General features: G+C 64.4%; 29 protein-coding genes and 1 riboswitch. Of the genes, 13 read left to right on the top strand and 16 right to left on the bottom strand.

The features are described 5' to 3' along the window. Positions 1-198, bottom strand: a complete 198-nt coding sequence (locus AADV58_RS02460) for a hypothetical protein (RefSeq protein WP_028993739.1) — start codon at positions 196-198, stop codon at positions 1-3. Between the two features lie 114 nt (positions 199-312). Further along, positions 313-518, top strand: a riboswitch (cobalamin riboswitch). Between the two features lie 105 nt (positions 519-623). Here AADV58_RS02460 and AADV58_RS02455 point away from each other — a divergent pair. From AADV58_RS02455 to cobO, 4 genes are read left to right on the top strand one after another with little or no spacing between them, the layout of a single operon-like run. Continuing rightward, positions 624-2,459, top strand: a complete 1,836-nt coding sequence (locus AADV58_RS02455; RefSeq protein ID WP_341743992.1) for a TonB-dependent receptor domain-containing protein — start codon at positions 624-626, stop codon at positions 2,457-2,459. 3 nt (positions 2,460-2,462) lie between these two features. Then, positions 2,463-3,440, top strand: a complete 978-nt coding sequence (locus tag AADV58_RS02450; protein ID WP_341743991.1) for an iron ABC transporter permease — start codon at positions 2,463-2,465, stop codon at positions 3,438-3,440. Beyond that, positions 3,437-4,210 carry an ABC transporter ATP-binding protein gene (locus AADV58_RS02445; protein ID WP_341743990.1) on the top strand — a complete coding sequence of 258 codons (774 nt, stop codon included), beginning with the start codon at positions 3,437-3,439 and terminating at the stop codon, positions 4,208-4,210. Before AADV58_RS02450 ends, AADV58_RS02445 begins: the two co-directional genes overlap by 4 nt. 6 nt (positions 4,211-4,216) lie before the next feature. Next, a complete protein-coding gene (gene cobO / locus AADV58_RS02440) occupies positions 4,217-4,807 on the top strand; it encodes a cob(I)yrinic acid a,c-diamide adenosyltransferase (protein WP_341743989.1) in 591 nt (196 codons plus the stop codon). Positions 4,808-4,835: 28 nt separating this feature from the next. On the opposite strand, the gene AADV58_RS02435 is transcribed toward cobO, so the two are convergent. The 3 genes from AADV58_RS02435 to AADV58_RS02425 are packed head-to-tail and all read right to left on the bottom strand — an operon-like array spanning position 4,836 to position 6,987. Beyond that, positions 4,836-5,477 carry a hypothetical protein gene (locus tag AADV58_RS02435; protein WP_341743988.1) on the bottom strand — a complete coding sequence of 214 codons (642 nt, stop codon included), beginning with the start codon at positions 5,475-5,477 and terminating at the stop codon, positions 4,836-4,838. Beyond that, the gene (locus AADV58_RS02430) at positions 5,474-6,454 is read right to left on the bottom strand and encodes a 2-dehydropantoate 2-reductase (protein WP_341743987.1); all 981 of its coding nucleotides are present in this window, start codon (positions 6,452-6,454) and stop codon (positions 5,474-5,476) included. The genes AADV58_RS02435 and AADV58_RS02430 overlap by 4 nt, the downstream gene beginning before the upstream one ends. Further along, positions 6,451-6,987 carry a DUF962 domain-containing protein gene (locus tag AADV58_RS02425; RefSeq protein ID WP_341743986.1) on the bottom strand — a complete coding sequence of 179 codons (537 nt, stop codon included), beginning with the start codon at positions 6,985-6,987 and terminating at the stop codon, positions 6,451-6,453. Before AADV58_RS02425 ends, AADV58_RS02430 begins: the two co-directional genes overlap by 4 nt. A gap of 65 nt (positions 6,988-7,052) precedes the next feature. On the opposite strand from AADV58_RS02425, the gene AADV58_RS02420 reads away from it, so the two are divergent. The 3 genes from AADV58_RS02420 to AADV58_RS02410 all read left to right on the top strand — a co-directional run bounded on the left by AADV58_RS02420 (position 7,053) and on the right by AADV58_RS02410 (position 10,093). After that, positions 7,053-7,733 (top strand): Crp/Fnr family transcriptional regulator, encoded by a 681-nt coding sequence (locus AADV58_RS02420; protein WP_341743985.1) that lies wholly within the window; start codon positions 7,053-7,055, stop codon positions 7,731-7,733. A gap of 97 nt (positions 7,734-7,830) precedes the next feature. Continuing rightward, the gene (locus AADV58_RS02415) at positions 7,831-9,111 is read left to right on the top strand and encodes a cobyrinate a,c-diamide synthase (protein ID WP_281982288.1); all 1,281 of its coding nucleotides are present in this window, start codon (positions 7,831-7,833) and stop codon (positions 9,109-9,111) included. Positions 9,112-9,211: 100 nt separating this feature from the next. Continuing rightward, positions 9,212-10,093 carry a Tim44-like domain-containing protein gene (locus tag AADV58_RS02410; protein ID WP_341743984.1) on the top strand — a complete coding sequence of 294 codons (882 nt, stop codon included), beginning with the start codon at positions 9,212-9,214 and terminating at the stop codon, positions 10,091-10,093. Positions 10,094-10,172: 79 nt separating this feature from the next. Here AADV58_RS02410 and AADV58_RS02405 read toward each other — a convergent pair whose 3' ends face one another. The 4 genes from AADV58_RS02405 to AADV58_RS02390 form a co-directional block, all read right to left on the bottom strand. After that, the gene (locus AADV58_RS02405) at positions 10,173-10,838 is read right to left on the bottom strand and encodes a DsbA family oxidoreductase (protein ID WP_341743983.1); all 666 of its coding nucleotides are present in this window, start codon (positions 10,836-10,838) and stop codon (positions 10,173-10,175) included. 88 nt (positions 10,839-10,926) lie between these two features. Next, complete coding sequence (locus tag AADV58_RS02400; RefSeq protein WP_341743982.1) at positions 10,927-11,292, bottom strand: hypothetical protein; 366 nt, start codon at positions 11,290-11,292, stop codon at positions 10,927-10,929. Between the two features lie 3 nt (positions 11,293-11,295). Further along, positions 11,296-11,661: a YajD family HNH nuclease gene (locus AADV58_RS02395; RefSeq protein ID WP_341743981.1), complete on the bottom strand. Its 366-nt coding sequence runs from the start codon at positions 11,659-11,661 to the stop codon at positions 11,296-11,298. A 12-nt stretch (positions 11,662-11,673) separates the two neighbouring features. After that, positions 11,674-12,684 carry an MBL fold metallo-hydrolase gene (locus AADV58_RS02390; protein WP_341743980.1) on the bottom strand — a complete coding sequence of 337 codons (1,011 nt, stop codon included), beginning with the start codon at positions 12,682-12,684 and terminating at the stop codon, positions 11,674-11,676. A 71-nt stretch (positions 12,685-12,755) separates the two neighbouring features. Here AADV58_RS02390 and AADV58_RS02385 point away from each other — a divergent pair, with 71 nt between their 5' ends. Further along, positions 12,756-12,974, top strand: coding sequence for a hypothetical protein (locus AADV58_RS02385; protein ID WP_341743979.1), 219 nt, complete (start codon positions 12,756-12,758; stop codon positions 12,972-12,974). Here AADV58_RS02385 and AADV58_RS02380 read toward each other — a convergent pair. After that, entirely contained in the window at positions 12,971-14,074 is a 1,104-nt protein-coding gene (locus AADV58_RS02380; RefSeq protein ID WP_341743978.1) for a YeeE/YedE family protein, read from the bottom strand. The genes AADV58_RS02385 and AADV58_RS02380 overlap by 4 nt on opposite strands. A gap of 1 nt (position 14,075) precedes the next feature. Then, complete coding sequence (gene queC, locus AADV58_RS02375) at positions 14,076-14,753, bottom strand: 7-cyano-7-deazaguanine synthase QueC (protein WP_341743977.1); 678 nt, start codon at positions 14,751-14,753, stop codon at positions 14,076-14,078. A 99-nt stretch (positions 14,754-14,852) separates the two neighbouring features. Here queC and AADV58_RS02370 point away from each other — a divergent pair, with 99 nt between their 5' ends. Genes AADV58_RS02370 through AADV58_RS02350 form a run of 5 tightly spaced genes read left to right on the top strand, consistent with a single transcriptional unit; the run spans position 14,853 to position 19,329 of the window. Further along, positions 14,853-16,016: an ABC transporter substrate-binding protein gene (locus AADV58_RS02370; RefSeq protein WP_341743976.1), complete on the top strand. Its 1,164-nt coding sequence runs from the start codon at positions 14,853-14,855 to the stop codon at positions 16,014-16,016. A 47-nt stretch (positions 16,017-16,063) separates the two neighbouring features. After that, positions 16,064-16,927 carry a branched-chain amino acid ABC transporter permease gene (locus tag AADV58_RS02365; protein ID WP_424243839.1) on the top strand — a complete coding sequence of 288 codons (864 nt, stop codon included), beginning with the start codon at positions 16,064-16,066 and terminating at the stop codon, positions 16,925-16,927. Next, on the top strand, positions 16,927-17,874 hold the full coding sequence (locus AADV58_RS02360; protein ID WP_341743974.1) for a branched-chain amino acid ABC transporter permease: 948 nt from the start codon (positions 16,927-16,929) through the stop codon (positions 17,872-17,874). Before AADV58_RS02365 ends, AADV58_RS02360 begins: the two co-directional genes overlap by 1 nt. Next, a complete protein-coding gene (locus AADV58_RS02355) occupies positions 17,867-18,622 on the top strand; it encodes an ABC transporter ATP-binding protein (RefSeq protein WP_341743973.1) in 756 nt (251 codons plus the stop codon). The genes AADV58_RS02360 and AADV58_RS02355 overlap by 8 nt, the downstream gene beginning before the upstream one ends. Continuing rightward, entirely contained in the window at positions 18,619-19,329 is a 711-nt protein-coding gene (locus tag AADV58_RS02350) for an ABC transporter ATP-binding protein (protein ID WP_281982308.1), read from the top strand. The genes AADV58_RS02355 and AADV58_RS02350 overlap by 4 nt, the downstream gene beginning before the upstream one ends. Here the strand turns inward: AADV58_RS02350 and AADV58_RS02345 are convergent. The 6 genes from AADV58_RS02345 to tolB form a co-directional block, all read right to left on the bottom strand. After that, a complete protein-coding gene (locus tag AADV58_RS02345) occupies positions 19,276-21,054 on the bottom strand; it encodes a putative bifunctional diguanylate cyclase/phosphodiesterase (RefSeq protein WP_341743972.1) in 1,779 nt (592 codons plus the stop codon). The genes AADV58_RS02350 and AADV58_RS02345 overlap by 54 nt on opposite strands. 102 nt (positions 21,055-21,156) lie before the next feature. Next, positions 21,157-21,519: a PilZ domain-containing protein gene (locus AADV58_RS02340; protein ID WP_341743971.1), complete on the bottom strand. Its 363-nt coding sequence runs from the start codon at positions 21,517-21,519 to the stop codon at positions 21,157-21,159. 16 nt (positions 21,520-21,535) lie between these two features. After that, a complete protein-coding gene (queE, locus tag AADV58_RS02335) occupies positions 21,536-22,174 on the bottom strand; it encodes a 7-carboxy-7-deazaguanine synthase QueE (RefSeq protein WP_281982312.1) in 639 nt (212 codons plus the stop codon). Between the two features lie 3 nt (positions 22,175-22,177). After that, entirely contained in the window at positions 22,178-22,927 is a 750-nt protein-coding gene (gene ybgF / locus AADV58_RS02330) for a tol-pal system protein YbgF (protein ID WP_341743970.1), read from the bottom strand. Between the two features lie 2 nt (positions 22,928-22,929). After that, positions 22,930-23,472 (bottom strand): peptidoglycan-associated lipoprotein Pal, encoded by a 543-nt coding sequence (gene pal, locus AADV58_RS02325; RefSeq protein ID WP_341743969.1) that lies wholly within the window; start codon positions 23,470-23,472, stop codon positions 22,930-22,932. Positions 23,473-23,496: 24 nt separating this feature from the next. Continuing rightward, on the bottom strand, positions 23,497-24,768 hold the full coding sequence (tolB, locus tag AADV58_RS02320) for a Tol-Pal system beta propeller repeat protein TolB (RefSeq protein WP_341743968.1): 1,272 nt from the start codon (positions 24,766-24,768) through the stop codon (positions 23,497-23,499).

The raw sequence follows: 24,768 nt of genomic DNA, 5'->3' as shown, positions 1-24,768 counted from the left end.
TCAGGCATCCTCGGGCAGCTTGTCCATCAGGCCTTCCAGCCGCTCGCGGGCAGCCGTCATCGTCGAGCGCAAGTGCAGACGCTCGGCCTCGGCCGTGGCTATCTGGTTCTTCAGGACTTCGTTCTCGGCACGCAACTGGTGCACCAGGGCGACGACCTGATCGATCTTGGCTTCGAGCGCTTCGAATTCGCTATTCATGGCGCGCACTATAGAGGGACAAATGCTGCCCGGTCAAGGACTAAGCAGCTATTTTCAAAGTGTTTTATCGGCTGTCGACGCCATTGGCATTCGCATCTCCCGGCCAGGCGCGCTAGAATGCGCGCCGTGTCAGGTGCTGCGCGCGGTTTTCACCAAGCGCAGTTAAACGGGAAAGCGGTGCGTCTCCAACGAGACCAAGCCGCTGCTGCCCCCGCAACGGTAAGCAAGTGCGGGCGTATCACGAAGCCACTGGGGAAACCTGGGAAGGCGATACGTCAAGACTTGTGAGCCCGGATACCGGCCTTGCACACCTAGCGGAAGTACCACGGGGTGGTGGTGCCGGTTCCTGACCAGCCCTCTCCCCTGCGCACTTCCTTGTCAATGCATTCCGGCATGCGGGGACGCCTGCCGGAAAGGGGAAATCCATGAACTCACGTTTGAAGCCGCTGGCGGTATTGTTACCGCTCGCTTTTTGCCAACCACTGCAGGCCACGGAGCAGCTTGCCAGCCTCGACACCATGGTGGTCACCGCGACACGCCAGCCGATGCGGGTCAGCGAAGTGTTGACCGATGTCAGCGTGATCGAGCGCAACGAGATTGAAGCCGCCGGCCACACCAATCTCGAACAGATCCTGGCTGCCCAGCCGGGCATACAGATCGTTGCCAACGGCAGCTGGGGCGCCGAATCATCGCTGCTCATCCGAGGCACTAACGGCAAACACGCCCTGCTTCTTGTCGATGGCATGCGAATGGGCTCGGCAACTAACGGGAACGTTTCCTGGTCTCGCATTCCCGTTGCGCAGATTGAACGCATCGAGATCATCCGCGGTCCAGCCTCCGCAATGTACGGCAGTGACGCCATCGGCGGCGTGGTCCAGATCTTCACCCGACGCAGCGAAGAAACCTTTCATTTCTCCGCCGAAGCCGGTGCCGGTAACTACGGTACGCAAAATGGCAGTGTGAGCATGTCTGGCAAACAGAATGGCTGGAACTATGGCGCAACCGTGTCTCACGAGAGCACCAAGGGCTTCAACAGTCGCCCCTGGACAACTACAGCCAACCCGGACAAGGATGGTTTTCACAACCTCGCGGCATCGGCGCGTCTGGGTTATACCTTCGCTCCGGGCCATGAAGTGCTGCTGTCGGCACTTCATGCGGACGGAATGAGCCGTTATGACGGCAGTGGCGCTACCAACGACTGGGTGAGCAAGACCCGGAACGGCAACGGCTCCTTGGTATTGAAAAACAAGATCAACCCGAACTGGAACAGCACACTCACATTCGGGCGCAGCAACGATTATTCCGACAACCTGCGTAACGGTTTGTTCGATAGCCGGTTCAACACCGATCAGAATCTGTATTCGTGGCAACACGACCTGAATACTCGCTGGGGCAATCTTCTGGTCGGACTGGAAAGCACGCGACAATCCATCACGACGTCGGACAACTACGCGGAAAAAACACGCCAAAACGATTCCGTTCAACTGGGCTGGAACCGCGGCTTTGGCCAACATCGCCTGCAGGGAAGCATTCGCCATGATGACGACTCGCTTTTCGGTGACAAGACCACCGGCTCCCTTGCTTATGGCTATCGTCTAACGCCCAATTGGCGAGCCAGTGCCAGTATTGGCACGGCGTTCAAAGCGCCTACGTTCAACGATCTCTATTACCCCCTGAAAAGCGGCTACATCGGGAACCCGGACGTACGTCCAGAATCAGCAGTAAACCGCGAAATAACGATTCACCATGAAGCCGGAAATCACGCTCTGTCACTGACCTGGTATCTCAACCACATCAAGGACATGATCTCCTGGACCCAGGTCGGCGCAGTCACCACCCCGACCAATATCGACACCGCCAGAATTGAAGGCGCCACTTTGAACTGGCAAGGCAGACTGCGCGGCTTCGATCTGGCCTTCAATTACGACTGGCTAGACGCAAAAGACCAGAAGAACAGCAGGCAATTGCCCAGGCGCGCCCGGCATTCGGCCAACGCTTCAGCTGGGCAGGAGATTGGTCCATGGAACTGGCGAACCGAATTCCAGTTCACTGGCAAACGTCATGAGTATCCGTCCACCGGCCCGAAAGTGGATATGGGCAGCTATACACTGGTCAACCTCTACGCCGCCTACCGCTTTGCCCCGGCCTGGAGCGTATTTGCCCGCGTCAACAACCTCTTTGACCGGGACTATATACTCGTCAACACCTACGCCACCCCGGGGCGCAACGCCTTCATCGGCATCCGCTACAGTCCGAAATAATCCATGCCCACCCGCCGCCGTGCCTTCCTGATTCTCTCCGCGCTCAGCCTGCTGGCGCTGGCGAGTTTCGCCTTGGCCCTGTCGGCGGGCAGCCTCAAGGTGCCGCTGCCCGACATCGTCGCCGCGTTGTTCGGGCACGGCGACGGGGCGGCTGACATGGTCGTGCAATTGCGCCTGCCACGGGCACTCGCCGGCTTCGCCTGCGGCGGCTTGCTGGCGCTGGCCGGGGCGCTGATGCAGGTGCTGCTGCGCAATCCGCTGGCCGATCCTTACGTGCTCGGTATCTCGGGCGGGGCCGGCGTCGGCGCCATGTTCGGCATCCTGATCGGGCTGCCGCTGCTGGCCGTCGACGGACTCGCCTTTGCCGGCGCGCTCGGTGCCATGTTCCTGGTCTTCGGGCTGGCGCATGGCGACGGTAGCTGGACGCAGACCCGCCTGCTGCTCACCGGCGTCATCGTCGCCGCCGGCTGCGGCGCGCTGATTGCCCTGATGCTGTCGATTGCCGACGAAGGCAAGCTGCACGGCATGCTGTTCTGGCTGATGGGCGACCTTGGGCAGACCTTCACCTGGTGGCCGGCGGCACTGGCGCTGGTGGTCGCACTGGCCTGCGCGATGCCGTTCGCCCGCGAACTCAACCTGCTGTCGCGCGGCCTGATGCAGGCCCAGGCGCTGGGCGTGGCGGTGGGGCGGCTACGCTACACGGTTTATCTGCTGGCTTCGGTGGCCACCGCCGCCTCGGTGACCACGGCCGGCTCAATCGGTTTCGTCGGTCTGGTCGTCCCGCACCTGGTCCGACTCGCCACCGGCAACGATCAACGCCTGTTGCTGCCGGCCACCGTACTCGCCGGCGGTTCGCTGCTGGTGCTGGCCGATACCGCCGCCCGCACGGTGATCGCGCCCCTGCAACTGCCGGTCGGCGTACTCACCGCGCTGATCGGCGTGCCGGTTTTCCTGTTCCTGCTGTCGAGGCAACCGAAATGAGCGCCCCCTTGCTCGAAGCCCGCCAGCTCAGCGTCGACATCGGCGGCAAAACCGTCGTCGACTGCCTCAACCTCAGCCTGCAGCCGGGCGAACGGCTGGCCATCCTCGGCCGTAACGGCGCCGGCAAGTCGACGCTGCTGTCAACACTGGCCGGCCTGCGTCCGCCGCAGGCCGGGGCCGTGCTGCTCGACGGCGAGGACTGCGCCTTGCTGCCGCCGCGCCAGGCGGCACTGCGCCGGGCCTGGCTCGGTCAGTTCCAGAACGATCCGTTCGGCTCGACCGTCCTCGAAACCGCACTCACCGGTCGCCATCCCCATCTCGGTCGCTGGGACTGGGAATCGAAGCACGATGCCGAACTGGCGAGGAGCGCCCTGAAAGCCCTCGGTCTGGCCGGCATGGAAGCCCGCCAGGTACACACACTGTCCGGCGGCGAACGTCAGCGCCTGGCCATCGCTACCTTGCTGACGCAGGCGGCAACGCTCTACCTGCTCGACGAACCCTTGTCGCACCTCGACCTCAACCACCAGATGGCCGTCCTCGAACTGTTCGCCGGCACCGCCCGCGACTGCGGCGCCGCCGTCGTCATGGTCCTGCACGATCCGGCACTGGCCCACCGCTTCTGCGACCGGGCATTGCTGGTCTACGGCGACGGTCGTTGCGCACAGGGCACAGTCGACGACATCCTGACCGCGGCAACGCTGTCCGAACTCTACGGCCACGGCCTGCGGCAGATCGAAGATCGCGGCCACCGCTGTTTCATCCCGGAGTAAAACCTCATGACGATCAGCCACGAACAACGCATGCAGAAAAAGAAGGCCGTGATCGACGGCAAGATCGACGCCGCCCAGCAGGAACGCGGCGTGCTGGTGATCAACACCGGCAACGGCAAAGGCAAGTCGTCGGCCGCTTTTGGCGTCGTCGCCCGGGCGCTCGGCCACGGCCTCAAGGTGGGCGTCGTCCAGTTCGTCAAGGGCCGCTCGGATACCGGCGAGGAAGCCTTTTTCCGCCAGCAGCCGAACGTCGCCTGGCATGTTGGCGGCGAAGGCTTCACCTGGGAGACCCAGGACAAGGAACGCGATGCCAAGGCCGCCCAGGCTGCCTGGGACGTTGCCTGCCAGCACCTGGCCAACCCCGAGATCAGCCTGGTCGTCCTCGACGAAATGACCTACGCCTTCAAGTACGGCTGGCTCGACCTCGATGCCGTCATCGCCAAGCTGCTCTCGCGCCCGGCCATGCAGCACGTCATCGTCACCGGTCGCGCCGCACCGCAGGCACTGCGCGACGCGGCCGATACGGTCAGCGACATCGGCATGGAAAAACACGCCTTCCAGGCCGGGGTCAAGGCGATGCCGGGGCTGGAGTGGTGATTCCCCGGGACTAAGCGAGGCGTTTCGACTACGGCCGGAACGCGCCCGAATTCCGGCGGAACAGTCGGCTCAGCAAACCGATGAACACAAGTACCGCCATGGTCCAGCCGAGCACACGGGAAATCGGCAACTCACCCTCGCGCGCCGCCCCCACGAAGAAGAGAACAAAGGCCAGCAGATGCAACGCCCAGCGTTGGCAGAGCATCCAGTACGCCCTGGTCTGCCAGGTCCAGGCCAGGCAGACGTCAATCACCCACCAGACGGCGAATACGGTGTCCAGACGCGGCACGGTGACCCGGGGAGTGTTCAGGATGCGCGACCAGTCGTTGTCGAAAATGATGACCACGGCCCAGTAGAAGTGCACGGCGAACACCACCAGGGAAGCACTCCAGCTGATGCGCCACCAATGCCAGGCCTGGCGTGAGCGGTTGATGCTGGGCAACAGCGCCAGCGCTGGCGCGGCCAGCAGCAACGCGGCCCAGATGGTGAAAAAGGTCAGGTGCAGGTCCTGGCGCAAGGACTCGGCCATATCGGCGGGACCGCCGCCCGGCGGCGAGAGGGAGAACAAAGGCGTTCCCGCCGTCCATTCGGCAGCACCAAAACACAGGGCGAGAAAAAGGCAAGCCAGCAGCAGGCTCAAGCCCGCATCGCGTTGGGTCGTCGTCATCATGGTGTAGTCGTCGGGCGGGTGCTCAGGGTCTGGATACGGGCGACCATGGCCTCGTTCAGTGGGGCGCGGCGACCTAGCCGCTCGGCCAGACGCACGATCTCGCCGCAGAGCACGTCGATCTCGGTCGGCCGCCCGGCAGCCAGATCATCCGCCATGCTGGAACGGGCCTGCGGATCAATACGCAGCAAGCGAGCGGCAATCAGGCGAAACAGCGGCGTCGGCAAGCACAAGATACGGATCAACAGATTCCAGGGCAGGGGCGTCAGCGCGGCCGGCTCTGCCCCGTCCAGCCGCATCAGCGCCAGCGCCTCGCGCATCAAGCCGGCAAACTGCTGGCGGTAACCCGCGTCCAGCAATTGGGCACGCAACGGCAGACCCGAAAGCGCATTGACCGGATTGTTGAGGTTGAGCAGCAGCTTGCCCCGTTGTATCGGTTTCAGGTCGGCGTGCAGGGCCAGCGGCACACCGGCTTGGGCAAACCAATCGGCACTGCGAGCTAGCGGGGCATGCTCCTCGGCTGCCAACTGGCCATCGCTGCCACGGTGAAAACAACCCGGGCCGATTTCGGCAATATTGAACGGCACCATGCCAGCCAGCCAATTCAGACCTGGCGCCACGGCTTGCGCCAGCGTCACGTTGTGCAGGCCATTCTGCAGCGACAGCACCGGGGTGCCTGCTGCCAGATGGCGTTCAAGCTCCTGCGCAGCCGCTTCAGTGGCACGGCTTTTGACACACAGCAACACCAGATCGGGATGACAAGCAGTGGGAACCTGCTCGTGAAGCCGCAATTGCGCCGGCGCCAGGAACTGGTTCCGACCATCGCGGTCGCTCAGGCGCAGGCCGTGCGTGCGCAAGGTCTGCAGCACAAGGGGCCGACCGACGAAATCGACCTGCGCGCCCGCATGCTGCAGGCAGCCCCCCAGGTAGCAGCCAACGCTGCCGGCGCCCATGACCAGGAAGCGTGGCGCTGGTTTCATGCCTGCCCGGTCGGACGAGGGGTCTGGCGCGCCACCGGGCCGGCTTCGGCGTCGATCTGATCGCGCAACGACTTGCCGCCCCCCAGGGCAAACCAGACTTCGGCCGTCACAAACATGGGGCCGACGAGCAGACCGCGGATGTCATCGACAAAAGCAGGCTTGCGCCCCTCCCAGACATGCCCGACGAGCTGGAATGCCCAGCCGACGACGAAGCTGCCCAGGCCTGCGGCCAGCCAGGTAAGCAGCGCGGCCTGAGCGAAGGGCTGGGCAAACATCACCAGCAGGCCGGTCACGGCGATGGTCGCCATGGTCACCACGCTCACGCCTTGATAAAGGTACCAGGCGGCAGCCAATGCCCAGAGCATCACGGCGCCGTTCAGGGGCAATCCGAGCGGGGAAAACTGAAGGCGCCCGAGCAGAACGCCAATGGCAAAGATGATCAGGGGGATGCCCGCGTAGTGGGTGGCGATATTGCGGGGGTCGCGGTGATAACGGGCGTAGCTCACCAGCAGGGTGGTCGAAGGGGTCATCATGGTCTCCGTGTTGTTTGTACGCAGGATGCACCACGGGCCGGCCAGAGTCTGTCAGAATTTTGACAATGCCGACGATCAACCCGCTGCCCCCCGCCCCGATGACTTTGCAGGCCGCTCTCCTGAGCGACGACTGGTTTGCGAGCTGCCCGCCGCCGTTGCAGCAGGCCTTGCTGAGCATGGCCGTTGTGCGCCGCTTGGAGGTGGGCGAAGCACTGTTCACCCGGGGCAGCCCGGCCAGCGGCATGTACTGCGTGATCGCCGGCGCCGTGCACATTGGCGCCCATGATGCCGATGGTCGGGCCGCAGTCCTTGCTCACCTGGAGCCCTACCAGTGGTTTGGGGAAATCTCGGTGATCGATGGCCAGCCACGCACCCACGACGCCATCGCCGATCTCCCCGGCGAAGTCCTGGTGATACCCGGGGCCGGACTGGAACGATGGCTGGAAACCCGTCCGCAATACTGGCGCGACATCGCCCGCCTGACCTGTCGCAAACTGCGGGTGAGCTTTGCCGTGCTCGAGGAGCTGGCGCAACTCCCCCTTGAGGAGCGCGTACTGCGGCGGTTGCGCCTGCTGGCGCAGGGCTATGGCAGTCGTGATATCGCCCGCCAGCGCATTCGTATCGGTCAGGAAGTTCTGGGGCGGATGCTGGGCATCAGCCGCCAAAGCGTCAACCAGGCGCTCAAGCAACTGGCGGCAAAAGACCTAGTCCGCCTGCACTACGGCGAAATCGAACTGCTCGATTGAGCAACCGCGATCAGGCACACCGCCGAAGGGCAGCCTGAATCTGGTCTCGCGTGCGAGAATCCCGCCGGCTATCAACACAACTGTCTGCTAATCACTGATGCCCGCCTGCCCCGCCCTGCTCATCGCCGCCCCTGCCTCCGGCCAGGGCAAGACTACCGTTACCGCCGCGCTGGCGCGGCTGCATGCGCGCCAGGGACGGCGCGTCACCGTTTTCAAATGCGGTCCGGATTTCCTCGATCCGCAGATTCATGCCTTCGCCAGCGGCCGGCCGTGCCAGAACCTCGACCTCGGCATGTGCGGCGAGGCTGATGCGCGCTGGCGGCTGGCGCGGGCGGCGGCCGAGTCGGACCTGATCCTGATTGAAGGCGTGATGGGTTTGTTCGATGGCAAACCGTCGGCGGCCGATATCGCTGAACGCTTCGGCATCCCCGTGCTGGCGCTGATCGACGCCGGCTCCATGGCCCAGACCTTCGGCGCGGTGGCTCACGGGCTGGCCACCTACCGGCCCGGCCTGCCGTTTGCCGGGGTGCTGGCCAACCGCGTTGCCGGCGCCCGCCACGCCGAGATGCTCAAGGAATGCCTGGCGCCCGGCGTGGGCTGGTTCGGCGCCTTGCCGAAAAGCGGCGACAGCCTGCCCGAACGCCACCTCGGCCTGCTCCAGGCAGCCGAGATCGACGATCTCGAAGCCCGCCTCGACCGGCTGGCCGACGCGCTGGCTGAAAGTGCCACCGTCGACCTGCCTGAACCGGTATCTTTCGGCGACGCACCACCGCCGACCGTGCCGCCGCTACTTGCCGGCCGGCGCATCGCCATCGCCCGCGACGCCGCCTACGGCTTCATCTACCCGGCCAACCTGGAAACCCTGCAGGCGCTTGGCGCCGAGCTGCGCTTCTTTTCGCCAGTCGCCGGCGATGCGCTGCCTGAGTGCGACGCTGTCTGGCTGCCCGGCGGCTACCCGGAACTGCACGCCGCCGCACTGAGCGCCAACGCCGGCCTGTGGCAGGCATTGCACGCCCACGTCGACGCCGGCAAACCGCTACTCGCCGAATGCGGCGGCATGATGAGCCTGTTCGAGGAAGTCGTCGACAAAACCGGCCAAGCCCACCGCTTCGCCGGCCTGCTGCCCGGGCGGGCGGTCATGCAGCAGCGGCTGGCAGCGCTCGGCACGCAATTCGCCGAACTGCCCGAAGGCCGGCTGGCCGGCCATACCTTCCATTACTCGAAGAGCGAAACACCGCTGCCGCCACTGTGCCGCGCCGTCACTGCCGACGGCCGTGAGGGCGAGGCCATCTACCGCCGGCAACGGCTGACCGCCTCCTACGTGCATTTCTATTTCCCCGCCGATCCGGCGGTGGCAGCGGCCCTGCTGCAAGCCTGACCGTCAATTTTTTTCGAAACATACTGCAGCGACACGCTGTTTTTACTAGATGCTTCGGCTGCGTACAATCGCGGAACATCACTGTCCGAAGGAGACAAACATGAACAAGTTCATTGCAATGGCGGCAGCCGTCGTTCTCGGCTTCACGCTGAACATCAACGATGCGGAAGCCAAGCGCCTCGGGGGCGGTGGCTCGACCGGCATGCAACGCCAGGCCACGCCGCCGAGCAACAATTTCAACCAGGCCCAGCGCCAGCAACCGGCCGCAGCCCCGCAAGCCCAGCCGAAGCGTTCCTGGATGGGCCCGGTCGCCGGTCTGGCTGCCGGTCTTGGCCTGGCCGCGCTGGCCTCGCACCTCGGTTTCGGCGAAGAGCTGGCCAATTTCATGATGATCGCCCTGCTCGCCATGGTCGTCATTGGCGCCATCGCCTTCTTCATGCGCAAGAAGGCCGGCGCCCAGGCACAAGGCGGCATGCAGTACGCCGCTGCCGGCGCCAACTACGGCAGCCAGCCGGGCAATGTCACCCGTCCGGACTTCACTCCGGCCGGCGGTTCTTCTGGCTTCACGCCGGCAGCCGAAGCGCTTGAGTCGACGGGTAGCGGCAACATCCCGGCCGATTTCGACGCCGAGGGCTTCGTGCGCAACGCCAAGGTCAACTTCATCCGCCTGCAGGCCGCCAACGACGCCGGCAACCTCGACGACATCCGCGAATTCACCTCGCCGGAAATGTTCGCCGAGATCAAGATGGCCATCGCCGAGCGCAACGGCGCGACGCAGGAAACCGATGTCGTCGAGCTCGACGCCCAGGTCATCGACGTCGCCGAGGAAGCCAGCCGTTACGTCGTCAGCGTGCATTTCAGCGGCCAGATCCGCGAAGAACGCAACGGCCCGGTCGAGAACTTCTCGGAAATCTGGCACATGATGAAGCCGACCGACGGCAGCCGTGGCTGGGTGATCGCCGGTATCCAGCAAGTTCAGTAAGCGGAAAACTTCACGCCAAGGCCGGCCGGGGCAACCCCGCCGGCCTTTTTGTTGCCCGTCGGCCGGTCTTCGAAGCGCTTCACCCCGCCATCGCTGCCCACGCCTGCCGAATCCCGTCCGCCAGCACCCGCGCTTCCTCCGCCCCCTGGATACCGGACTGGCGGGCGAAGACGAAGGTCGGTACGGAGCTGACGCCCCAGCTTCGGGATTCGCGTTCCATTTGCTGGACGGTGGCGGCGTCCTCGTCGGATTCGAGGTAGGCGAGCACGGTGGCCGGGTCGTGGCCGCAGGCGGCGGCGACCCGGGCGAGGACTTCTGGGTCGCCGACGTTTTCGCCCTGTTCGAACTGGGCCTTGAACAAGCCTTCGACCAGCCCAGCGGCATCGCCTTGTTGTTGCGCCCAGTGGATCAGGCGGTGTGCCGCTAGCGTGTTGGCGCGCACCTCGATTTTCTCGAAGCGGTAGTCGATGCCGAGCGGGGCGCCAATTTCGCGGACCCGCTGCCAGATGCCTTCGACTTGTGCCCGGCTGCCGAATTTCTGCACGAGGAAGGGCAGGTAGGGTTCGCCTGCCGGCGGCGTATCCGGGTTGAGGAAGAAGGGGCGCCAGCGGATTTCATGCCGGAAGTCGGGCACCTCGGCGCGGACGAGGTCGATGGCGCGCGCCAGCCGGCGCTGGCCGATGAAGCACCAGGGACAGACGACATCCGAGACGACTTCGATGAGCAGGGGGTTTTCGTTGTTCATGCGTTTCTCCATTCGGCAACGAAAGCTCAGACCAGCCTGTCCGTGAATTGGTGCCGTTCTTCGACGCTCCTTGGCAGCTTACCGTGCTTCAGTCGCTGTCGAGCAGCCGCTCGCATTCGATCATCAGCTGCTGGGCCAGTTCCGAATGGTAGTTGGGGTCGAGTGCCTGCATCATTTCGTGGGCGGTGAACAGACCGGCCTCGCGGGAGAGCGTGCTGCGCATGGCGCGCGCCATGTCGTCGCTCAGGCGGGAGAGATGGAGGCGGTCCTCCTGCGCCAGACTGCGCCTGCTGCGGGCGAGCCAGTCGGCGGCGAGGGTGGCGCCCTGGGCCGGGGTGAGTTCCTGGCCGTGTTCGTAGTAGCTGTCGAGACGCTGGGCGACCAGCGCGAACAGCAGGGCGATGCGGGTTCCCCGGTCGGTGCCTGCCGATACCGGGCTTTTCGGGCGCTGCATCGGCTATTGGTCTTTTTTGAGCAGTGATTTCAGCGCGGCGAAGGGCGAGTGCGTGGCCATCGATTCGTTGTTGCGGCTGTCGGTGTAGCCCCGGTCGGCCTCGATCTGCTTCTGGTGTTCGTTGTCGTGGCAGTACAGGCACAACAACTCCCAGTTGCTGCCGTCGGCCGGGTTGTTGTCGTGGTTGTGGTCGCGGTGATGCACGGTCAGTTCGCGCAGGTTGGCGTGCGTGAACTCGCGGGCGCAGCGACCACAGATCCACGGGTAAAGCTTCAGCGCCCGTTCGCGGTAGCCCTTCTCGCGTTCGTCGGCGGCCTTGCGGGCGGCGGCGACGACCTGGTCGAGGCGTTGATGATCGAGCTTTTTCATGCGTTTTCCGTTTCAGAAGGCAGCGGCTTCGGCTTCCAGGTAGGCGAGGCTGACGTACTTGCCGATGTTGCTGTCGAAACCCTTGGTCGTGCGTGCCTGGCTGGCGACGCGCGGGTCGCGCAGGACCAGTTCCTTGGCTTCCTCCATCGGCTGACCGGCCTCTACCGCCTTGACGCAGCTTTCGTAGATGCCCTCGAACAGGCTGCGGTTCCAGGCCAGGACACCCGCCCCGGGTTCGCCGTGGCCGGGCAGCCAGATTTTCGACGGCGCGTTCTTTTCGAGCGCCACGTAGGTTTTCAGCGTACCGGCGTAGGAACCGTCGTCCATGTTGGCGATGCGACCGTTCATGGCGACGTCACCGATGCAGGTCAGACCGTCGCCGACGACCTCGACGCAGATGTCGGACGGCGTGTGCGCCTTGCCGTAGTGGTGCAGGCGGAGCACGACGTCGCCAAATTTCAGTTCCTGGCCGTGATCGACCGTAACAGTCGGCGCCACAACCTTGGTTCCCATCGTCGCCTGATTGGTCCATTGCTCCATCAGGCGCCGCCAGGTGTTGCCTTCCATCCCCTTGATCTGCTCGATGGTGCCGGCATGGGCGTAGATCGGCATGTCGCCGTAAGCTTCAACGAAGGCCTGGTTACCGAGGAAATGGTCGCCGTGATAGTGGGTGTTAATGATCGCCACGACCGGCTTGTTGAACTTCTGCTTCAATTGGCGGATGGCCATTTCGCCGATCTGCACCGAAGCGCCGGTGTCCACGGCAACCAGCCCCTTGGGCGTGTCGATGAAGGTCAGGTTGCACATCATCCCCTGGTTTTCCGGGGTCGGGAAACCATCGGGCGAGAAGATCATCCACACATGCTTCGACAACTGGCGCAGCGGGTGATCCTTGACCGCCGGGCCACGGACGAAATTGTCGAGGTCGTTGGCGAAGGCGCTGACCGCATGCCAGGGTGCGAATTCGGCAGCACCGACGACTCCGGCGGCAGCCAGCGAACGAAGGAAGTGGCGGCGGTTCATCAGTGTCTCCTTGTTTATTAAAATAGGTGCCTATCTTCGCGCCGAACCGGCCGTTCGTCTACACTCCCGCCATGCACCGCTATCCGCTTTCCTTCCTGATTCTTACCGCCCTCGGCATCCTCTGTGCCATTCCCGGACTGGTCAGCCTGTTTGGCTTCGGCGCACTGATCCACCCGGTACTCGACGATCCGATGGCCGGGCTGGCCTTCATTGTCTCGGCAGTGGCGCTGATCGGTTCCGGCGCCTTCCCGCTGGTGATTGCCAGGCTGAAGGCCGGTGAGGGCGGTTAGGCCTCGCGCATCATCCGCCAGTACTGGACCTTCATGGCCACGACCGAGCCGACCAGGATGGCCGCCAGGGTGATGAAGGAACCAAGCGCCAGCGTCGAGATGCCGGTAATGCCCTGACCGACCGTACAGCCGAAGGCGAGCACGCCGCCGAAACCCATCAGCGCAGCGCCGATCAGGTGGGTCGCCGTGTCTTCGACATTGGCAAAACCTTCCCAGCGGAACGAACGGGTCGCCAGCGACCAGGCTGCCGAACCGGCGATGACACCGAACACGGCGGCAATGGCAACAGTGACGACACGGCTGCTGTCCGACCAGAGCATGAACAACTCCAGCGTGTAGGCAACCGGCGCGACGAAGGTCAGCGATTCCATGCGCCCGCTGTTCGTTCTGAGGAAAGCTTCTTCCAGCGTATCCGGATGTTCGGCGAGGTAACCGAGGTGACCGCTCACATACCAGGCCAGCACGACCAGCAGGCCGGTACCGATGCCGCCGAGCAGATTGTCCAGGGTCCAGAAGTCACGGCGCAGCAGGCAGAAGGCGGTCAGGCCACCGCCGATGGCGATGACGGCCAGGGTCGATGCCGTTGCCTCGTCGATGCCGAATCCGGCGAGCAGCGAGGGAATGTCCTGCCCTTCCGGCATGGCAATGGCGACCGGATCGAGAGAACTGACCCGGAAGACGCCGAAGACACCGCGCATGGTCATGTAGGCGAACAGGCCGAGGACGAGGAAGACGACCAGCGACTTGAGGTTGCCGGCGCCGATGCGGATCAGCGTCTTCGAGCCGCAGCCGGAAGCCAGCACCATGCCGACGCCAAAGCTGAAACCGCCGAGGATGTAGGACAGCCAAGTCAGGCTGGTGGTCCGGTAGATCGACTTGTCGAGGTCGATCAGCCCGGCACCGTGCAGTGCGCCAGCGCCGAGGATGGCGACGCCCATGGCCAGCAGCCACATGCGCATGCGGCTCCAGTCGCCCATGTTGAGGATGTCGGACACCGCACCCATGGTGCAGAAATGGGTCTTCTGGCCGATGGCGCCAAAGACGAAGGCCAGCGCGAAGGTCAGCCAGAGCACGAGGTTGGGGGAGACGTCAGCTTCCATGTCAGGTCCGGTAAGGCGTGGGATCGGGGATGCCGGCGGCGGCGAAACCCTCGGCGCGCAAACGGCAGGAGTCACAGACAGCGCAAGCGCGCCCAAGTTCATCGGCCTGATAACAGGAAACGGTCAGGCCGTAATCGACGCCGAGTGCATGGCCGGTGCGGATGATTTCGGCCTTGGACAGGTCGATCAGCGGTGCGTGGATGTGCAGTTTCTGCCCCTCGACCCCGGCCTTGGTGGCGAGGTTGGCCATGGTTTCGAAGGCGGTGATGTATTCCGGGCGGCAATCCGGGTAGCCGGAGTAATCGACGGCATTGACGCCGACGAAGATGTCGCGGCTGCCGAGCACTTCCGCCCAGGCCAGGGCCAGCGACAGCATGATGGTGTTGCGCGCCGGCACATAGGTAACCGGGATGCCGGCCTGCACGCCGTCGACCGGCACGGCAATCGAGGTATCGGTGAGCGCCGAACCGCCGAACTGCGCCAGACCGAAGTTGATCACCCGATGTTCGACCGCCCCCAGCGCCTTGACGACGCGGTCGGCAGCCTGGAGTTCGGCGCTGTGCCGCTGACCGTAATCGAAGGACAGGCAATAGCAATCGAACCCCCGATTGCGGGCAATGGCCAGGCAGGTCGCGGAATCGAGCCCGCCGGAGAGAAGAACCACGGCTTTTTCATTCATGGGGCGCGAATATACCCGAATTTGCCCCATCTCCGCGACGGTATCTGCTTGTTCCTGCGCTACAATTTGCCGCTTGACCCCATATTCACGGAGAACAAGATGTCGATCCGCCTGACTGCCCTCGCCGCTGCCTTGATGCTCGCCGGTTCCGTTCACGCTGCCGGCCCGATCAAGGTCGGCTTCGTCTCCACCCTGTCCGGCCCCGGCGCCGGCCTCGGCGTCGACATCCGCGACGGCTTCAACCTCGGCATGCAGCACCTGGGCGGCAAACTCGGCGGACTCCCGGCCGAAGTCCTGATCGCCGATGACCAGCAGAATCCGGACGTCGCCAAGCAGGCAACCGACCGCTTCCTCAAGCGCGACAAGGTCGATTTCATGACCGGCATCGTCTTCTCCAACATCATGCTGGCCGTCGGCCCGGCAGTGTTCCAGAACCAGACCTTCTACATCTCGGCCAACGCCGGCCCGTCGCAATACGCCGGCGAACAGTGCAACCCCTTCTTCTTCAACGTCGCCTGGCAGAACGACAACCTGCACGAAGCCGTCGGCAAGGTGGTGCAGGACAAGGGTTTCAAGAACGTGATGATCGTCACCCCCAACTACCCCGGTGGCAAGGACGCGGTGTCGGGCTTCAAGCGCTTCTACAAGGGCAAGACCGAGGAGATGTACACCAAGCTCGGCCAACTCGACTACGCCGCCGAACTGGCGCAGATCCGCGCCGCCAAGCCGGATGCGCTGTTCTTCTTCCTGCCGGGCGGCATGGGTATCAACTTCGTCAAGCAGTTCGTCGCCGCCGGCCTGTCGCGCGACACCCAGTTGTTCGCCCCCGGCTTCTCGGCCGACGAGGACGTGATCAAGGCCGTCGGCGAGCCGATGATGGGCATGTTCAACTCGTCGCACTGGGCGCACGACATGGACAACGCCGAGAACAAGCGTTTCGTCGCCGACTTCCAGAAGACCTACGGCCGCCTGCCCTCGCTGTACGCCTCGCAAGGCTACGACGCGGCGCTGATGATGGACGCTGCGGTGCGTGACGTGAAGGGCAACGTCGCCGACAAGAAGGCGCTGCAAAAGGCACTCGAAGCCAAGCGCTTCAAGTCGGTACGCGGCGAATTCAAGTTCAACAGCAACCACTACCCGGTGCAGAACTACTACCTGCGCGCCATCGGCAAGGACGCCCAGGGCCGCGTCACCAACAAGACCATGGGCACCATCTTCACCAATCATGCTGACGCCTACGCGGCTCAGTGCAAGATGAAGTGACCCAGCTGGTTCTCGAGCAGGCCCTCAACGGCCTGCAGTTCGGCCTCATGCTGTTCCTGCTGGCCGCCGGGTTGACGCTCGTCTTCGGCATCATGGACTGCATCAACCTGGCCCACGGTTCGCTGTACATGGTCGGCGCCTATTTCGTCGCCGCCGCCGCGCAGGCTGCCGATTCGTTCTGGCTCGGCCTCGGCGCCGGCATCGCCGGCACCGCCGTGCTCGGCCTGCTGCTCGAACTGTCGCTGTTCCGCCAGCTGTACCGGCGCGACCACCTGTCGCAGGTGCTGGCGACCTTCGCCCTGATCCTGATCGCCAACGAAAGCGTGCGCCTGATCTGGGGGCCGGCACCGCTGCTGCTCAACCCGCCGGCCGCCCTGTCCGGCCCGGTCGAGATTGCCGGCTTCTTCTACCCGGCCTACCGCTTGGTGATCATCGGCGTCGGTCTGGTCGTCGCCGCATTGCTCTACCTGCTTGTGGCGAAAAGCCGGATCGGCATGTGGGTGCGCGCCGGCGCCGCCAATCGTGAGATGACCGAAGCGCTGGGCATCAACGTGCGCGGGCTGTTCACCGCCGTCTTCGTCTTCGGTGCCGCCTTGTGCGCGCTGGCCGGCGGCCTGCTTGGGCCCTTGCTGGCGGTTCAGGTCGGGATGGGTGAAAGCGTGCTGATCCTGGCCTTCGTCGTCATCATCATCGGCGGCATCGGCTCGATCCGCGGCGCCCTGGTCGGCGCGCTGATCGTCGGCACGGTCGATACGCTCGGCCGGGCGCTGCTGCCGACCCTGCTGCGCGCCACGCTGCCGGCAGACGCCGCCGCCACGCTCGGCCCGGCGCTGGCGTCCATCCTCATCTACCTGCTGATGGCGGCGATTCTCTTCTTCAAGCCGCAAGGCCTGTTCCCGGCGAGGGCGTGATGGCGTTCTACCGACCCGCCCGCTGGCAGAACGCTGCCGTCATCGTCAGCCTGGCAATGTTGATCGCCCTGCCAGAACTGCTGACCGCGCTCGACCAGAGCTATTACACCGGCTTCGCCACGCGCGTGCTGATCTTCGCGCTGGCGGCGAGCAGCCTCAATCTGGTACTCGGCTTCGGCGGCATGGTTTCGCTCGGTCATGCCGCTTTCTTCGGCGTCGGCGCCTATGTCGCGGCGATCTGCTACGACGCCGGAATCCACGAAGGCCTGCTGGTGCTGCCGCTGGCAGCACTCGTCGCCGGCCTGTTCGCGCTGCTGGTCGGCGCCATCAGCCTGCGTACGCGCGGCGTCTATTTCATCATGATCACGCTGGCCTTCGCCCAGATGACCTATTACCTGTTCATCTCCGCCCGCGCCTGGGGCGGCGACGACGGCATGCCGATCTATGAGCGCATGAAGTTCGCCGGCCTCAGCCTGCTCGGCGACGAGGCCTTGTATTACCTGGCGCTCGGCGTGCTCGCGCTGTGCATGCTGCTTTTCGCCCGCCTCGCCCAGGCCCGCTTCGGGCGCACCGTGCAGGCCATCCGGGAAAACGAGACGCGCATGGAGGCACTCGGCTACCCGGTATTCCGCTACCGCCTGGTCTGCTTCGCGCTCGGCGGCGCCGTCGCCGGACTGGCCGGCGCCCTGCTCGCCAACCTGACCGGGATGGCCAGCCCCAACCTGCTGCAATGGACGCAATCGGGCACCCTGCTGGTGATGGTCATCATCGGCGGCGTCGGCTATCTGTGGGGCGGCCTGGTCGGCGCCGTCGTCCTGCTCCTGCTCGAAGAATTCCTGCTCGCCTGGTTCGAGCACTGGCACATCGCGCTCGGCCTGTTGCTGATCGGCATCGTCCTCTTCGCCCCGCGAGGTGTCGCCGCGCTGTTCGGGAAACACCATGGCTGACGCACTGCTCGAAGTCCGCGCACTATCGCGCCGTTTCGCCGCCGTCGATGCGCTGCAGGACGTCAATTTTTCGGTGACGCCCGGCGAAGTGCACGCGCTGATCGGCCCCAACGGCGCCGGCAAGACCACCTTCATCCACCATGTCTCGGGTGCGCTACGCCCGGACAGCGGCAACATCCACTTCGCCGGCCGCGACGTGACGCGCCTGTCGATGCACGAGCGGGTACGCGCCGGCATGGCGCGCTCCTACCAGATCACCAATGTCTTCGCCGGCCAGACCGCGCTCGACAACGTCGCGCTGGCCGTCCAGGGCCGCCCCGATGCTGGCAGCAGCTTTGGCTTCTGGCGCCCGGTAGCCGCCGAACGGCGCCTGTTCGACGAGGCAAGCGCTTTCCTCGAACAGGTCGGACTGGGCGAAAAGGCGGGGCAACTGGCCGGCCACCTGTCGCACGGCGAACAGCGGGCACTGGAACTGGCGATGGCGCTGGCCACGCAACCGCAATTGCTGCTGCTCGACGAGCCGATGGCCGGCACCGGCCCGGAGGAATCGGCGCGCATGGTCGAGCTGATCGAACACCTGGCCCGCCACGTCACCATCCTGCTGGTCGAGCACGACATGGACGCGGTGTTCCGCCTGGCCGACCGCATTTCGGTGCTGGTCAACGGTCGCCTGATCTGCACCGGCCTGCCCGACGAGGTTCGCCAGGATGCCGAAGTGCGCCGCGCCTACCTGGGAGACCACCTGTGAGCAGCCTGCTCGAAATCCGCGGCCTGGAAGTCGCCTACGGCGCCAGCCAGGTGCTGTTCGGCATCGATCTGGCGATGGCCGAGGGCGAAGCCGCCACCCTGCTCGGCCGCAACGGCATGGGCAAGACCACCACGCTGCGCGCGCTGTGCGGGCTGGAGCCGGTGCGTGCCGGCAGCATCCGCTTCATGGGCGAGGACATCACCGGCTGGCGTCCCGACCGCATCGGCCGTGCCGGCATTGCGCTGGTGCCGGAAGGGCGGCAGTGCTTCCCCAACCTGACGGTCGACGAACATCTGGTCGCCTTCTTCGCCAACCGCCGCCAGGTCGCCGAGCCGTGGACGCCGGCCCGCGTCTACGCGCTGTTTCCGCGCCTGGCCGAACGCCGGCGCAATCTCGGCAACCAGCTCTCCGGCGGCGAACAGCAGATGCTGGCGATCGGCCGGGCGCTGGTCACCAATCCGCGCCTGCTGGTGCTCGACGAAGCGACCGAAGGCCTGGCGCCGCTGATCCGCGACGAAATCTGGGCCTGCCTGTCAGCTTTACGGGCGGCCGGGCAGAGCGTGCTGGTGGTCGACAAATACGTGGAAAAACTGATCGCCCTGGCCGACCGGCATACCGTGATCGAACGCGGCCAGGTCGTGTGGCGTGGCAGTTCAGCCGAACTCGATGCCGATCACGGCATCTGGCATCGCTATCTGGGCATCTGAACATCCGTCGAGCATCGCCTCGAACTGCGACAGAGCTTGCGGGCGGCCGAACATGTACCCCTGGAACAGAGTACAGCCGTGCTCGATCAGGTAAGCGTACTGTCCCTCGGTCTCGACCCCCTCGGCGACCACGCTCAGGCGCAGCGAACGCCCCATGGCGATGATCGCCCGGATGATCGCCGCATCATCGGGATCGCTCATGATGTCGCGGACGAAGGAGCGATCAACCTTGAGCTGGTCGAACGGAAATTTCTTCAGGTAGGACAGCGAAGCGTAACCAGTCCCGAAATCATCCAGTGAAAAGCGCACGCCGAGCAGGCGCAGCGCCCGCATCTTGAACACGACTTCGTCCACCTTGTCGAGCAGCAGGCTTTCCGTCAGCTCCAGCTTGAGCCGGCGGGGATCGGCTCCGTGCCGGGCCAGCGCGGCGCAAACCTGGTCGACGAAATCCGGCTGACGGAACTGGCGTGCGCTGACATTGACCGCCAGGTACAGTTCGCGCAATCGTGGATCGTCGTCCCAGCGACGCAGGGTGGCGCACGCCTGGTCGAGCACCCACAAGCCGATCGGAACGATCAGGCCACTCTCCTCGGCCAGGGGAATGAAATCGTCGGGCGGCACCAGTTGCAGCCCGTCCGGCAGCCAGCGCAGCAGCAGTTCGGCACCGACCAGGCCGCTGTCCCGGTCGACCAGCGGCTGGGCATGCAGGACAAACTCATCGCGCACCAGGGCATGGCGCAACCCCGCTTCCAGTCGCGCCCGTCGATCGAGCGTGGTCTGCATTGCCTGGTCGAAGAAGCGGATTGCATTTCGCCCGGCCTCCTTGGCCTTGTACAGCGCAATATCCGCCTGCTTGAGCAAGGTATCCACGGTCTTGTCCTGCCCGTGAAAGAGCGTGACGCCGATGCTGGCAGTACAGTAGTACTCTTGGCCCTGCGCGAGGATCACCGGGCGCGCCAGTTCCAGACGCAATTTCTCGGCGATGCCCTCGGCACTGATCGCAGCCATCTGAGGATGAGGATCCAGTGCACCGATCAATACTGCAAACTCGTCGCCCCCTTGGCGCGCCGCCGTGTCGCAATCACGGATGCACTGCTTCAAACGGCAGGCGACCTCGATCAGCAGATGGTCGCCGATATCGTGCCCAAGTGTGTCGTTGAGAATCTTGAAATTATCGATGTCGATGATCAGCAAGGCCCCGTGCTCGGCCTTGCGCTTGCCCGACATCCTGGCCTGTTCCAGGCGATCAAGCAGCAGACGGCGATTGGGAAGTGCAGTCAGGGGATCGTAGAAGGCCAGGTGCTGAACCTCCGACTCGGCATGCTTGAGCTTGCTGATATCGGCAAAGGTCGCCACATAGCCGCTGATCTCGCTGGCGTCATCGCGCAGCACATTGATGATCAACCATTCCGGGTAGATTTCGCCGGACTTCCGGCGATTCCAGATCTCGCCCTCCCAGGTATCTTGCTCGCGCAGGGCATCCCACATCAGGGTATAGAAACCCGGGCCTTGCCGACCAGAAGCAAGAATTCTTGGCGTCTTGCCGAGAATCTCTTCCGGGCGATAACCCGTCAACCGGCAAAAGGCCGCGTTAACCCGACGGATGCACTGCTGCGCGTCGGTCAGCAGTACCGCTGCGCCAACATGATCAAGCACGAATTCCTGATTCCAACCGTCGTCATCAACGCCCCGGTGGCCGGCCGCCGGATTCAAGTGATTTGACATGACACTCCCTCATGCCAGCTATCGTTACGCCAGTACCATGTCTTGCGCATGGCTATCGGCAGTATGCCCGAAGGCATATGCCAATTTCAACACTGTCGCACTTCAGCTGCCGGACAGCAGGCTGATTTCGCGTTCGAGCAGGCTTTCGTCGCCGAGATTCAGTTCGACCAGGCGGCGCAGATGGGTAGCGCTGTCGAGATCGATTTCGTGGTTGGCCAGCCCATAGCTGTCGCCCTGGTGGTGAACCACGGTGATGCCGGTACGAATGTCCGTACCACCGTTATCCAGCGTCAGATGGAGCACGCCGTTGCTGCCGACCTTGGTAAACATCGGCTGAAGCGGGCGGATCAATGCGCCCTTGAGCGAAATATCGAGAATTTCGACCGGGTGCTCGCCATCGGCAAGGAACAGTCGGCCCGGGCTCTGGAAGCTGATGCGGGTGAATTGCCGGCGATTTTCGCTCATGGTCGTCTCCTCGGACTCATTTACCTTGCATGTTACCCCAAAGCAGCTTGTGCAACTGCAACTGAAAGCGCACCGGCAGGCCGTCTTCGAGTATCCAGCCGGCCAGCGCGGCCGGTTCGATACTGCCCTGGGCTGGCGAAAACAGCACCGCACAACGGCTGTCCAGCTGATGCGCCTGGAGTACCTCGCGCGCCCATTCGTAGTCCTCGCGCGAGGCGATGACAATCTTGATCTCGTCCTTGGGCTTGAGATGCGCCAGATTGGCCCACAGGTTCTTGCCCGACTCGCCGGAATCCGGCGCCTTCAGGTCCATGATGCAGGCAACGCGCGGATCGACCGGGGCGATGTCGAACGCCCCCGAGGTTTCCAGCGAGACGTCGTAACCGGCGTCGCACAGCGCCGTCAGCAGCGGCAGGCAGGCTTTCTGGGCCAGCGGCTCACCGCCGGTGACGCACACCTGACGGACCGGATACCTGGCGACTTCGGCCAGCACCTCGGCCTGCGTGCGCATCTCGCCGCCGGTGAAACTGTAGGTGGTATCGCACCAGGTACAGCGTAAGGGGCAGCCGGTCAGACGGACGAAAACCGTCGGCAAGCCGACGCGCGATGCTTCACCCTGCAGCGAGTGAAAAATTTCGGTGATGCGAAGGTCCAATTGCTACTTCTTCTTGAGGCGTTCGCGGGCCTTGTCGGCAGCCGGCGAGCTGGGGTACTTCTCGATCAGGCCTTCCATGGTCCGGTTGGCCCCGTTGCGATTCCCCAGTTCCTGCTGGCAGGTGGCAATCGACAACATGGCGTCCGGCACCTTGTCGCTGGCCGGATAACGGCTGACCACCTGGCTCTGGGCTTCGATCGCCTTGGTGCAGTTGCGCTGGGCATACCAGGCATTGCCCAGCCAGTACTGGGCATTGGCGGCCAGCGAACCGTTCGGGTATTTCTCGACGAAACCGGCAAAGGCCGCCGCAGCTTCCTTGTACTTGGTCGCCTTGAACAATTCGAGCGCGGCATCGTAGGCCGCCGTCTCCTGGGCCGGATTGGCGGTGCCGCCAATCGCCGCTGCCGGGCCGGCTGCTGGATCGGCAGCCGCCGCAGGCTGTTCGGCGACTTGCGGCTCAAACCGCCGGAGCCGGCTGTCGAGATCGAGGTAGAAGTCCTGCTGGCGCTTTTTCGCCTGCTCCAGCTCCCAGTTCAACGTCTCGATCTGACCGCGCAAACGTGCAATCTCTTCCGCCTGGCGCTGGATCAATGCCGACAGTTCGAGCTGGGCGCGCGCCTGCTGATCGAAGCGCGCGTCGGTCTGGATCTTCTGATCCGCGATCTGGCGACGCGCTTCCTTGTCGTCGAAGAATGCCCAGGCAGAGCCGCTGCCCAGGCAGGCGATCAGGAAAACCAGCGGCAGGCGACGCATGCTCAGAACTCGCCGCGGCCGTCAGCAGCGCGGTAGAGGACGTCGGCGCGACGGTTTTCGGCAAAGGCCGCTTCGTCACGACCCGGATTGCGCGGCTTTTCTTCGCCGAGGCTGACCGATTCGACCTGATCTTCCTGGGCACCGAGCAGGATCAGCGCGCGCTTGACTGCATCGGCACGCTTCTGGCCGAGCGACAGGTTGTATTCGCGCGAGCCGGTTTCGTCGGTATTGCCCTGGATCAGGACCTTGAAGCCGCGGTTGGCGACCAGGAACTTGGCGTGGGCAGAAACCAGCGGCTGATATTCACCCTTGATTTCGTACTTGTCGACGTCGAAGAAGATGCTGCGTTGTGCCAGCTGGCTCTTCGGATCGGTCAGCTCGCGCGGCAGACCGCTGGCGTCGAGACCGCCAGCAACCACCGGCTTGACGTCGGCGCCACCGCTGCGGCTTTCGACCGGCGCACCGGCATTTTCGTCAGGCATCGGGGTGGTGCTGCAACCGGCGAGCACGGCGATGAACAGGCTGAGGGACAGGATTTTTTTCATGATGGTTTTTTCTCCGAGGGGAATTTACTTGAGGAAGGGGCCCCATGCCGGTTCGCGAACATCGCCCGCGGCAATGGATAGACGTTGTTTGATCCGGCCGTCAACTGACACGGCTGAAAGCACGCCGCGTCCGCCAATTTCGGTGGCAAACAGGATCATTCGGCTGTTGGGTGCAAAACTGGGCGACTCATCGCGGTGCGAATCAGTCAGCACCTGAACCTGGCGACTGCCCAGGTCCATGACTGCCAACTGGAAACGGCCTTCGCGGCGGGTGATGAAAGCCAGGCTGCGACCATCCGGCGACGGTCGCGGGGACACGTTGTAGCTGCCGTCGAAGGTCACGCGCTGGGCGGCGCCGCCGCTGGCATCGACGCGGTAGATCTGCGGGCTGCCGCCCCGATCCGAAGTGAAGTAGATATGCGCACCGTCGGCGGAATAACGCGGCTCGGTATCGATGCCGGGCGACGAGGCGAGGCGCTGCAGGCCGCTGCCGTCGGCATTGACCGTGTAGAGTTGGGAATTGCCGTCCTTGGACAGGACCACGGCCAGTTTGCGGCCGTCCGGCGACCACGCCGGCGCCGAATTGGACCCCTTGAAGTTGGCGACGATGTGGCGCTGCCCAGAAGCCAGCGAATGCACATAGATCACCGGCTTCTTCTTCTCGAAAGACACATAGGCCAGGCGCGAACCGTCCGGCGACCACACCGGCGAAATGATCGGCTCGGTCGAGGTCAGCGCCGTCGCCGCGCCCTGGCCGTCGGCATCGGCAATCTGCAGCAGGAACTGGCCGCGCGACTTGACCACGTAGGCGATGCGGGTCGAGAAAACGCCCGGTTCGCCGGTCAGCTTCTCATAGATGTAATCGGCAATGCGGTGGCCGGCCATGCGCAACTGGGCACTCTGGGTCACGAAAGCCGCGCCGCCCAGGGTTTCGGATTTCTGCGCGTCGTACAGGCGGAAACGCGCCTCGATGCGGCCGTCGGCGGCACGGGTAATGCTGCCGGCCGCCAGCGCGTCGGCGCCACGCGCCTTCCAGGCGGGCAGATCGACCGGCGTGTTCTCGTCAAGCGCGGCACCGGCCGGATCGACCAGCCGGAACAGGCCGCTGCGCTCCAGGTCGGCGCGCACGGTCCCAACCACGATGCGCGACAACGTCGGATCGCCGGCAAAATCGGCAATCGCCACCGGAATGCGGCTGGCGCCGGCGCCGGTGATCTCGATCGACAGCTGCGCCTGGGCCAGACCTGCGGTCAGCAGGCCGCAGAGCAGGAAAATACGGCGGGAAATTCTGGACAT

It is taken from the genome of Azonexus hydrophilus, from assembly GCF_038368255.1.
Classification (GTDB): domain Bacteria; phylum Pseudomonadota; class Gammaproteobacteria; order Burkholderiales; family Rhodocyclaceae; genus Azonexus; species Azonexus hydrophilus.
Note: the sequence above shows the minus strand (reverse complement) of the source record. Positions and strands in the feature narration are given on the sequence as shown.